The sequence below is a fragment of the Candidatus Amarolinea dominans genome (genome assembly GCF_016704685.1).
Classification (GTDB): domain Bacteria; phylum Chloroflexota; class Anaerolineae; order SSC4; family Amarolineaceae; genus Amarolinea; species Amarolinea dominans.
Genome location: NZ_JADIZS010000073.1, coordinates 1 through 10,732, shown reverse-complemented (window position 1 = coordinate 10,732; position 10,732 = coordinate 1). Strand labels below are relative to the sequence as shown.

The 10,732-nt window shown below is 58.6% G+C and carries 8 protein-coding genes; 4 read left to right on the top strand and 4 right to left on the bottom strand.

Going from position 1 to position 10,732, the window contains the following annotated elements; all coding sequences use genetic code 11:
* The 3 genes from IPF85_RS25145 to IPF85_RS25135 form a co-directional block, all read left to right on the top strand.
* Positions 1-323, top strand: a 323-nt coding sequence (locus IPF85_RS25145) for a hypothetical protein (protein ID WP_343410793.1), incomplete at its 5' end; no start/stop codon positions are given.
* Positions 324-692: 369 nt separating this feature from the next.
* The gene (locus IPF85_RS25140) at positions 693-2,129 is read left to right on the top strand and encodes an amino acid permease (protein WP_343410792.1); all 1,437 of its coding nucleotides are present in this window, start codon (positions 693-695) and stop codon (positions 2,127-2,129) included.
* Between the two features lie 271 nt (positions 2,130-2,400).
* A complete protein-coding gene (locus IPF85_RS25135) occupies positions 2,401-3,888 on the top strand; it encodes an aminoacyl-histidine dipeptidase (protein WP_343410791.1) in 1,488 nt (495 codons plus the stop codon).
* A gap of 786 nt (positions 3,889-4,674) precedes the next feature.
* Here IPF85_RS25135 and istB read toward each other — a convergent pair.
* Positions 4,675-5,475: an IS21-like element helper ATPase IstB gene (gene istB, locus IPF85_RS25130; RefSeq protein WP_343410790.1), complete on the bottom strand. Its 801-nt coding sequence runs from the start codon at positions 5,473-5,475 to the stop codon at positions 4,675-4,677.
* Positions 5,462-6,925 (bottom strand): IS21 family transposase, encoded by a 1,464-nt coding sequence (locus IPF85_RS25125; RefSeq protein ID WP_343410789.1) that lies wholly within the window; start codon positions 6,923-6,925, stop codon positions 5,462-5,464. Before IPF85_RS25125 ends, istB begins: the two co-directional genes overlap by 14 nt.
* A 685-nt stretch (positions 6,926-7,610) precedes the next feature.
* On the opposite strand from IPF85_RS25125, the gene IPF85_RS25120 reads away from it, so the two are divergent.
* Complete coding sequence (locus tag IPF85_RS25120; protein ID WP_343410788.1) at positions 7,611-7,982, top strand: hypothetical protein; 372 nt, start codon at positions 7,611-7,613, stop codon at positions 7,980-7,982.
* A gap of 1,510 nt (positions 7,983-9,492) precedes the next feature.
* Here the strand turns inward: IPF85_RS25120 and IPF85_RS25115 are convergent.
* Complete coding sequence (locus tag IPF85_RS25115; protein WP_343410787.1) at positions 9,493-9,792, bottom strand: hypothetical protein; 300 nt, start codon at positions 9,790-9,792, stop codon at positions 9,493-9,495.
* A gap of 89 nt (positions 9,793-9,881) precedes the next feature.
* Positions 9,882-10,235, bottom strand: coding sequence for a recombinase family protein (locus tag IPF85_RS25110; RefSeq protein ID WP_343410786.1), 354 nt, complete (start codon positions 10,233-10,235; stop codon positions 9,882-9,884).
* Between the last annotated feature and the right edge of the window lie 497 nt (positions 10,236-10,732).

Sequence of the window (10,732 nt, the reverse complement as noted above, 5' to 3'; positions counted from 1 at the left end):
GGTCAGGCTCTGCTGGTGGCGCCGCTGCCCAACATTCCGTGCAGCCGACCGGGGAGGATCTGGGCCGGTTGACGGTGTTGGCGGCCCCGGCGGCTGACGGTTGGCGTTGGGCGGCTCTGCCGGAGACCGGAGATTGGAGACCGGTTGGCGTTGGGCGGTCCTTCGACGGCCGTTCACGGGCAGGCGGTTGGAATGGAAGGGGTCGCTGGTTCGCCCAGGCTCGTCCGGTCAGGCTCTGCTGGGGGGGCCGCTGCCCAACATTCCGTGCAGCCGACCGGGGAGGATCTGGGCCGGTTGACGATGTTGGCGGCCCCGGCGGCTGACGGTTGGCGTTGGGCGGCTCTGCTGAGACCGGGGCTGGCGTCCCGACGGCCGTCAGGGCAGGCGGTTGGAATGGAAGGGGTCGCTGGTTTGCCCAGGCTCGTCCGGTCAGGCTCTGCTGGTGGCGGCGCTGCCCAACATTCCGTGCAGCCGACCGGGGAGGATCTGGGCCGGTTGACGGTGTTGGCGGCCCCGGCGGCTGACGGTTGGCGTTGGGCGGCTGTTGCTAGGGCCTGTGCTTATCAAGCAAAAGGAGAGAAAATTATGAAAGAGTAGTCCTGTTTACCTTCGTGTTCGTAGTTTTCGGGTCAATCGCGTTTGATGCGTTGCGTCAAGAAGCAAAAATCTTGTTGAATGGAAAGGAGCTGCTCATGAAAACCGCAAAGAAGTTAGGTCTGTTGACACTAGTCATGTTGATCTTTGTGCCAACCTTCGGGTTCCGTAACGTTACCACCAACGCCGTTGCGTTGGGTCCGGCTGCGATTCCATCGTGGCTGGTGGTCTCCCTCTTCTTCTTCCTGCCGCTCTCGGCCTTTATTGCAGAGTTGGCGTCCGCAAACCAAGAGAAAGGCGGCGGGATATACAGTTGGGTTGAATGCAGCCTCGGGGAGAAATGGGCTTTTATCAGCACCTGGTCGTATTTCGTTGCCAATTTGTTTTATCTGCAGTATGTCTTTGCCAGACTGCCCGTCATGGCATCGTGGGCAATCTTCGGGGAGAATAGATTCACTGATGCAAATGCCAACCTGTTGCCGTACATGGGGATGGTCCTATGTGTTCTGCTGACGTTGGTCGCCGCCAGAGGTGTGCGCTCCTTTTCAAAGCTTAGCGATGTGGGAGGCCCGCTCACGATCCTTCTCGTCGTGCTGTTCATCGTGTTCGCCGGTGTCGGACTGTTGCTTGGAACACCGTCTGCGACGGCATTCACGGCTGGGAACGTGATGCCTGATTTTGACATTACCTATTTTGCCACGTTTGCATGGCTGCTCCTCGCTGTCGCAGGCGCTGAGGTCGCTGGAACCTATATCACCGATGTCGACAAGCCGAGCAGGAACTTCCCGCGCGGCGTGATTATTGCGACGTTGTTTGTAGCTGCGGCGTATATTATCGGCTCGCTGGCTGTGAGTCTGGTTGCCTCGCCGGAAGCCCTTACTGAGGCTGGCTTGGCGAATGCCGAATACGTTGTGTATCAGATTCTGGCGGAGAACTTCGGACTCAACGGCGCAATAATGGTCCGTCTGGTTGCCTTTGTTACATTCGTTGCCTCCATAGGCGGTTTTGTTGTATGGATGGAATCGCCGATCAGGGCGATGTTTGCCGACGTGCCGGAGGGCACATTTCCGCGTTTCCTTACCAACAAAGATAAGACAGGCACGTTGAAGAACGCGCTTTGGACGCAAGCCGCGGTTGTGATTGTTCTGATAGCGATTCCGTTGTTCGGGCTGAGTGGCGTTGAATCGTTCTTCGTACTCGTGACCAATATGACAGCCCTGTCGCTAGTGATACCGTATATTATCCTGGTCGCGGCGTATATTGTCTTCAGGCACAAGAAAATGGAAGCGCCGTTTACCATGTTGAAAGCGGATTTGGTCGCATACACTGCGGCCGGCGTCACATTGGCGTTGAGTTTTGCCGCATACCTCGGCGCCGGGTTGGATTATGTCATGGGCTCGGAGAGCACCAGCGAGGCGATAGGCTTGGTGCTCCAGACGTATGCCGGACCGATTGTCCTGATTGCCGTGGGGTACGGATTCACCTGGCTCACAAAGCGGAAGTATCTTGCGACATTAGCAGCGGGCGGAAAATAGCATTTCTTGTTGGCAATATAGTCAGGCACTGGGACCGTTGGATGGGAATGCTCCAGAAGCAGCATCCCATCGAACGGATCCAGTGTCTATGGTCAAACCTGAGAGGTTTCCCAAAACCTTTCAGGTTGATTTTCAAAGGAGCCAACATGACCTATCCACTCACCCGCCACAATGAGACTACGGTAATCTTGCATGGGAAAGAATGATGTACGGGCATGACCACCTTTTTGTTCTTAGTATGTTATTCCTGTAGTATCAAAGGAGAGATACGATGAATGCAATAACACATGAGATTCTTGACACGTTTAGCCAAATTGCGGCGATCCCTCGCTGCTCTGGCAATGAGGCGGCCATCTCGCATTGGCTGCAACAGTGGGCCGGGGATCATGGTTTCGAGTATCAGGCCGACAGCGTGGGGAATGTGGTCATCCGCATTCCGGCGGCTGCAGGATATGAACAGGCTCCAATTGTGGTTATTCAAGGGCATACCGACATGGTTGGGCAGAAGACGCCCGAGTCGAAACATGATTTCAAGACCGACCCGATTCGACTCGTCCATGACGGGGACTGGCTGAAAGCCGATCAGACCACGCTGGGCGCTGACAATGGCATCGGAGTTGCCATGGGATTGGTTCTGGCAAAGGATCCAAACCTGGCGCACCCGCCGCTGGAATTACTGTTTACAGTGGATGAAGAGGTCGGGATGAGCGGAGCAAGCGCCCTGGGGCCGGAGTTTGTGCGGGGTCGAATCTTGCTGAATATTGATTCCGAAGAGGAAGGCATGTTCACCGTTGGCTGCGCCGGTGGCAGAACTACGACCATCACGCTGCCGCTCACGTTTGCTTCGCTTCCGGAGCCTGTAAAACCCTTTACATTAAGTGCAACAGGCATGAGGGGAGGTCATTCCGGAGATGACATTCGAAAATACAGAGCGAATGCCAATAAAATTGTGGCGCGCGCCCTGAACTGGATCCGAGCGTCCTACGAGATCAGATTGATTGCGTTCAAAGGCGGTTCCATCGCAAATGCCATCACGCGCGAAGCCGAAGCCACGTTCGCGGTTGATCCGAAATATGTTCCGGCGATACAAGCGCAAATGGCTGACTATGAATGCATTGTCCGACAAGAGTATCCTGACGATCCCGATGTGACGATACGTCTGACTGAAGCGGCTTCCGATTTTACAGGCTATGCAACGGCGGCCTTCGACTATTTCGCCAAAGAACGGCTTCGAACCGGATTAAGCCAGCAGAACACAGATACCATCATCAACCTCTTGTGCGCGCTTCCGCATGGAGTGGCTCGCATGTCACCGGCTATCGAAGGGCTTGTGGAAACGTCGAACAATCTTGCCATTGTCGAAATCCGCAATAGCCTGCTAAATGTTTTGAGCAGTCAACGTAGTTCCGCGAGATCGCGGCTCGACGAACTCACGGCCCGGATCGAAGCGTTGGCTCTGCTTGCTGGGGCTTCTGTCAATAGCAGTGCCGCGTATCCGGGCTGGAATCCGAATATGGCGTCGCCATTGTTAGCCCGCTGTCAGGAAACCTATCGCAAACTTTTCGGAATAGAGCCTGGAGTCGAATCGTGTCACGCCGGGCTTGAATGTGGGATTATCGGGTCAAAATACGAGGGCATGGATATGATTTCGTTTGGTCCCACGATTAGAGATTGCCATTCGCCGGATGAGCGCGCGCATATCCCCTCAATTTCTCGGGTGTGGGATTTTCTTGTGAACCTGTTAGCGTCGTATCAATAGACGCATCACGAAAAGTAGTGTGGGTCCACCACTCTAGGAAATTAATAGGGTTTCGTTTTTTAGCAATGTATCGTGTAAAATCCGAAAATGCCCAACAAAGCATGCACCCGACGCTGGGGAGTCTGGCGCGATTCCAAGCCTTTTTCTACGCCTTATCCTTTTTCCAGTCGGACGGCGTTCCGCCGCCCGCCCCAGCGCAGGTAACGCAAACCGTTGGGCGGCTCTGCTGCGGGGGCGTCCACGGGCAGGCGGTTGGAATGGAAGGGGTTGCTGGTTTGCCCAGGTCCGTCCTGTCAGGCTCCGCTGGCGGCGGGGGCAGATCATGTTTCTGCTGCGGGCGTCGCTGCCCAACATTCCGTGCAGCCGACCGGGGAGGATCTGGGCCGGTTGACGGTGTTGGCGGCCCCGGCGGCTGACGGTTGGCGTTGGGCGGCTCTGCCGGAGACCGGAGATTGGAGACCGGAGACCGGAGATTGGAGACCGGTTGGCGTTGGACGGCCCTTCGACGGGCCGTTCACGGGCAGGCGGTTGGAATGGAAGGGTTCGCTGGTTTGCCCAGGCCCGTCCGGTCAGGCTCTGCTGGGGTGCACCGCTGCCCAACATTCCGTGCAGCCGACCGGGGAGGATCTGGGCTGATTGACGATGTTGGCGGCCCCGGCGGCTGACGGTGGGCGTTGGGCGGCTCTGCTGGGGACCGAAGATTGGAGACCGGTTGGCGTGGTGGCCCTCGCAAGCGACAATTAGATTTACACATCAGCGACAATTAGAATTACCCATTTTGAATGGTTAGTTTCGAATTGCCTCAACCTGGCCAGGCTGAGCCTGACCCATTTCCTGTGATTGGCGGCGGGCGGCTGCTTCCGCTCGCATACTGGTCATTTCGGACCCGAACTCGATGATCCGACTGTGATGAACCACGCGGTCGATCGCCGCGGCCGTGGTCAAGGGATCTTTGAAGATTTGATCCCACTGTGAAAACACGAGATTGGAGGTGATCACTACGCTGCGGCGCTCATAACGCTCAGCCAGAAAAGTGAATAACACTTCCATTTCTTCCCGGCTCTGCTGAACATAGCCGATGTCATCGAGGATGACCACCTGAAAGCGATCGAGCCGTTTCAGTTCCGGTTCCAGTGCATAGTCCCGTTTGGCTCGCAGTAAGCCGTCGACCAGTTTATAGGTCGGAGTGAACCAGACGCTGTAATCGTGGTGAATCCATTCGTAAGCCAACGCGGCGGCCAAATGTGTTTTCCCAGTCCCGGGTTGGCCAAAAATCAATATGTTTTCTGCCTCCTTGATGAAACCGCCCTCGATCAGGCCAGCTAATTGGCGGCGCAAGCGTAAAGGCAGCCGGGACTGCTCAAACCGGGCCAGGGTTTTGTCGGGTGGTAGGTGAGCCTCACGTAGCAAGCGCTCAACCCGACGCTGCTGGCGACCGGCTGTTTCCTGCTCTAACAGATAGAGCAGGAAACTCTCGAGAGACCAGTCCTGCTGCTGGGCCAGGCTCAGGGCTTCCGGTACGGCCTCGGCGATGCTGGGCAGCCGCAGGCGTTTGCAGTGTTGCGCAATTGGTTCAAGCACTGTCATCGTTCACCTCCCTGAGTAGGGCATCGTACTGGGCCAGATTGACTGATGATGTCGCCAACTGGGGTATCGCTGGTGATGGAGACTTGATCAAGCGTTCAACGTCGGTGTCATCCCAGGTTTCTGGACTCTCCAGCAAACGTTTCAGTGCGGCTTCCACGTCACTTTCCAGGGTGTGCGCCGCCCAATGCACGATGCGTAGGTAGATCAGGTCGGCTTTGCGCGGTGAGTGCCACTGGTTCAAGATTTCCCAGGCTTGCCGGAAAACAACGGTCGGAAACAAGGCTTCCCGGTAACGGTAATCCCGAAAGCCGCCGGGTTTGCGTAGCAGGCTATCCACTAAGTGCCGATAGTTCAGTTGATACTGATTTTGGCCCACAAGGCGGGGCATCTTTGCCATCAGGTTTCGCCGGAAGTAGACTTCCAGGTGCCACTCATGGATGTGAACGATGACCATTTGGCCAATCAGGCTGGTCGGTACGGAGTAGGCATTGTGCTGCACCCGGATCATGCTACCCCGGCCGACTCTCACCCGGCATTCTTGATACGATTCCAGCGGAGGTACCGTCAGTGGCTTCATCACCGCTAATTCCTCGGCCAGGCGCTCCCGCCGACGTTCGTTGCGCCGGGTCATCACCTGAGCGATGAAGTGCTCATAATCTGTCACGGAGGCAAAATCCGAGCTGCTGCGCAGTAGCAGATGCTGGCGCAACGCCTGCTTGAGCGCACCGTTGGCCGCTTCGATGTCACCGTTCTCTTCGGGGCTGCCGACATGGATGGTCCGCGGCTGCATCCCATAATGCTTCAAGAGAGCCAGGTAAGCCAGATTATACTCCCGGCCCAACTCATCGCTGGCGCTCAGTGAGTGGGTAACCGCCGACGAATTGTCGGTCTGATGGTACACCGGCACCGCGCCCAAGTTGAACAGGGTCACCTGCAAGGCGCGCTGGTACGCCAATAGTGATTCCGATTGTGCCACCACCCCCCATTCCCAGTTGGAGTAGGGTAACACGCTGTGAATCAGCACATGCTTGAAGGACTCACCGGCAATTGTCGCCCCTAACTCCGTTAGCCAGGTGCCATCCGTCTGCAGAATTTCGCCTGGTCGGTGGACCTGCGCCAAAACAGCGATCTGGGCCAGGTGTATCGCCCGCCACTCGGCTATCCGCCGTTGTAGGGTTCGCAACTGGCCTTCCTGATACTTATCTGGCTGCTGTTCGCACAACCACTCGAAAAGCGTTTTGGCTTCCAGTTCTGGAGCAGCTGCTAACATCTGCTCTACCTTCGGCCAATAGTCACTAAACGGGTCGTCTCGCGTGCGATATGCCCGTGGTTGCTGCACTTCACTGGGAAGTTGTTCCAGCTCCTCATACTTAGCAACCGTTTTTCGACTTTTAATGTTCGCTTTGACGGCCGATTGTTCTTGGGTACGGCCTTTCGTTCGTTCACGCATTGCTAGCCTCACTTGAGCATCGGTACAAGTCATCTTATCCTCCCTCTCCTTCATGATCAGAGGAAGTTTACCTGACCTGCCTGCTGCTTCCTAGTGGGCAGTTCTAATTGTCGTCAATGAGTAATTATAGTTGTCGTTGAACAGCGCCACACGCCGGGACAGCCGCCAGCCGTGCGGGGGCGTCGGCCGCAAGAGGAATGGATCGCCATTGTGTGCGACGTCTACCCGGCCTACATTACGTGGGCGCAGTACGAAGCGAACCAGGTGCAGTTGGGTCCGGAATGGACAGCGCACCGGCGGTGCAGATTCACGCGCGGTGGGCGCAACACGGGAAGGGCCTGGTTTGCTGCAAGGACTGGCGGTGTGCGGACACTGCGGCTACCATCGTCAAGTGATGTACAAAGAAGGTTATCACCACTACCCGTGCCAGAACATGCGGCGTCGGTACGGCGTGGCGGCCTGTCCCACGATTCACGGGCCCAGGTGGACGCGCGGCGGTCACACAGAAAGCCTTCTTTGCGGCCCTGCGCCCGGCCAACCTCGACGTACTGGCAGAGGTATTAGCGGCACAGCGCACAGAACAGGAACAGCTGACGGCGCAATGGGCCGCACAGGTCAAGCAAGCCGAGTACGCGCGCAGCGGGCGCAGCGGCAGTACAGCCAGGTCGAGCCGGAGAACCGACTGGTGGCGGGCGAACTGGAGCGGCGCTGGGAGGAAAAGCTACGCCAGTTACGCAACGTCGAGGAAACGGCGCAGCGCTGGCGTGAACGCAACAGTGCGCCGCAGAAGATCACGCCCGAGCTGCAGGGATATCATACCGTCCCCGCACTGGCGCAACGCCTGGGCGTCAGGCCCCAGTGGGTCTACCGCCGACTGCATACCGGTCAGATCGAAGCCGAATACGTGACCCGCGACCCACAGACACAGCAGTACTGGATTCAGGATGATCCAGCATTGACACTCGCGCCTGCAGATCCAGGCGTGATACTAATTGCAAGGTTAGGAGGGCATTGTGATGATACGATCGCCGAGTCCGCTCGCGCCGCAGTCGTTTAACAGGTACGCCTACGCCGGCGGGAATCCACTGACGTCAGCATAATGCACCTCAAGTGAGTGTGGGATTGGGGATGGGTTGGGGTGGCCGTTGGACGTACCAGCGCCAGACGTGATTGCGCCAGATGCGATAGGCGAGCAGGTACCCGCCTGCACCCGCTGGCGAATCTGCTCAGGACTGAGGGCCCAGGCGGACGGTGCGTCGGCCTCGAGGATCAAATCCGGGGTCAGGGGTGCGGCGCCGCTGTAGCGGTGGTGATCCGCCTCTGTCAGGCGCACCCAGAGCGGGGGCATGGGGTTGACGCTGTTCACCCACCAGTCGGCCGCGGCGCTACCAGCCGCAGATCATGCCCGGCGAGACGTTGAGTTGTTGCGCCGCCTCGGCTGCCGAGAGCAACCCATCTCCACGCGGGCCGGGTTGCCTGGCGTAGGGGCCGCACCGCGGTGGGGATGCGATATTTGATGCGCGCCTGACGCACGTTCTCCTTCGTCCAGGCGTGATGCGTCGCCGTCTGCCGCTTCGGCGTTCAGGATTTCGGCGATCCGATAGTCCCGGCTCCGTTGCGGCAGCTTCCCGTAGCCGCGCCAGCACCGGTTGGGGCGTGCGACAGCCGGGACGCGGCGTGGGACTGTCACCTCGGTGGCGGCGCCGGTCTGCCCTGTAGCACCTGGATGCGGGTAAAGCCAACCTGACTGAAGCTATCAAGGGTCACGGTTTTGATCAAGCAGCGCAGCAGGCGTTTGCGGTCGGCGTTCGTTGTGGTCGGCGCATGCCAGAGGGCAGGCAGATCTGCGGCCAGACGGCGGATTTGTGCCTGTTCGGCGCCGCTGCTCGTGGCAGAGGCGCTGCGGCTTGCAGTTCAGCCCAGGGCCCGCTCGACTGTCTGAACGGCGACGAGTTGTTCTTCCCACCGTCGTTCCAACTCGGCGGCGACCAGGCGGTTGTCTGGTCCACCTGTTTCGTAGCGCCGACGGGCGAGGGTGGCCTGCAGCGGGCGTATTCCAGGCGCTCCAGCCAATGGCGCTGTAACTGCTGACGTTCAGCCCTCGGCCTGTTGGCTGGCGACCAATGCCAATTCGAGTTGAGCCGGTTGCACGGCGGCTAACAGAAGCCGGTGACGGCGGCATCCACGTGCGTCACGCCGAAACGTTGGCAGCGAGAGGCTGGGCCAGGGCTTGGCTGAGCGCCTCGCAGACGTAGATCGGCTTGTTGCGGTAACGCGGGCGCAGCGGGCGCCCCCAGCGAGCGCACGAGCGATGCCTTCGCAGCAAGGCCACCCTTCCCGCGCCAGTCCGGCGGCGCGCCGTATGTCGACAACTGACGATTTTCGGCCAGTTGTTTTTGATTCTCTGGTACTCAGCCCAGGTGGTGTAGCCCTCGTGGGCGTCGGGTTTGAGCACAATCCACTTTTCCTGCGGCAAAAGGCTGCCGGCGCACTTTGCCCCGACTGCCCGGCAGGTGTTGACCCTGCGTACGGCCGATAGGCATAGGCGCCAGCATAGATGGGGCGTTTCAAGATCTGGTAGATGGTGGTGAAATCGGCGGGCCGCCACGCCACCAGGCGCCCCCCTTTAACCCATCAGATGTCAGGTACGGCAGGGTCTTGGTGGTCGTGGCAGTAGTGCAGGATGCGGGCGCACTGCCCAATTGGCGAAAGAGCGCAAAGACCAGGCGGATGGCGTCCTGCACCTGGCGGTCGGCGGTCAGCACGACTCGGCCATCTGCAAGCCGATCATACCCCACCGGCAGACGTAAGGCAAGTTCGCCGCGCCTGGCTTTGTTGAAGAGGGCGGCAGTCAGGTGGGTGCGCATGTTGTACCACTGGGCTTCCGCAAAGGTGCCCTTTGAGTCCGAGCAGCAGACGGTCATCGAACAACCGTAGATTCCGGCGGAATCGGAGATCAGGTGGCGCAGAGAGGCGCCAGATCGAGAAGGCGATACCAGTCAGCGCAGTTGCGGGCCAGGCGCGGGACATCGGTGACCAGACCGATGCCAACCTGGGCGAGACCAACGGCGCTAACCAACGTCTGAAAGCCGGTCCGCTCGGCGCTGGAGATGCCGGATTTGCCCAGGTCATCGTCAATGATCTGCACCTGCTCTGTGGGCCAACCGAGGCTGACGGCGCGTTGGGCGAGTTGGTATTGCAGGTCCTGGCTCTCCAAGTGCTCTTTGACCTGACCGGGAGTGGACTGGCGAATGTAGACCACAGCTTGACGAGCCAGATGGCCGGGTTGAATCTTAGTCGGGCTGGTCATGGCTGGCCTCCATCTGTTTGACCTTGACAAGGATTTGTGCCAGAATCAGCACAGCCTGCTTCTGCAGGCAATGAGGCAGACTCCAGCCAGACATCCTGACTCCTGATAGACGGAGGGAGGTTGTTGGGGTGAGGTGGACTGCGAAGGCTAGTGAGTGTGACTGGGACATGGTGCGTTTCCTCTTACGAGAGTTCGCACACCATGATAGCCAGTTGGCGCAAGATTGTCACGTGTACAGGGGGGAGGTCAGCCGAGGCTATCGGCGAAAAATTCACGCTGTCCTCAACCGCAACGACACCAGGCTTTTGGCACAAGCTGCGGGGCGCCTGCGTCCGTCTCGATGAGCCAGCATGGTTCATCCGCATGCGGACGCTGACCGTTTCGCAGCACTTTGACGATCTGTCCGCGAGGGGTGATGTGTCGTTGCACGATCCGTACATGCTGCATCTGTAACTGCTTCGGGGGTAGTATGTTGATGTAACTCCTCTCAGGTTCAG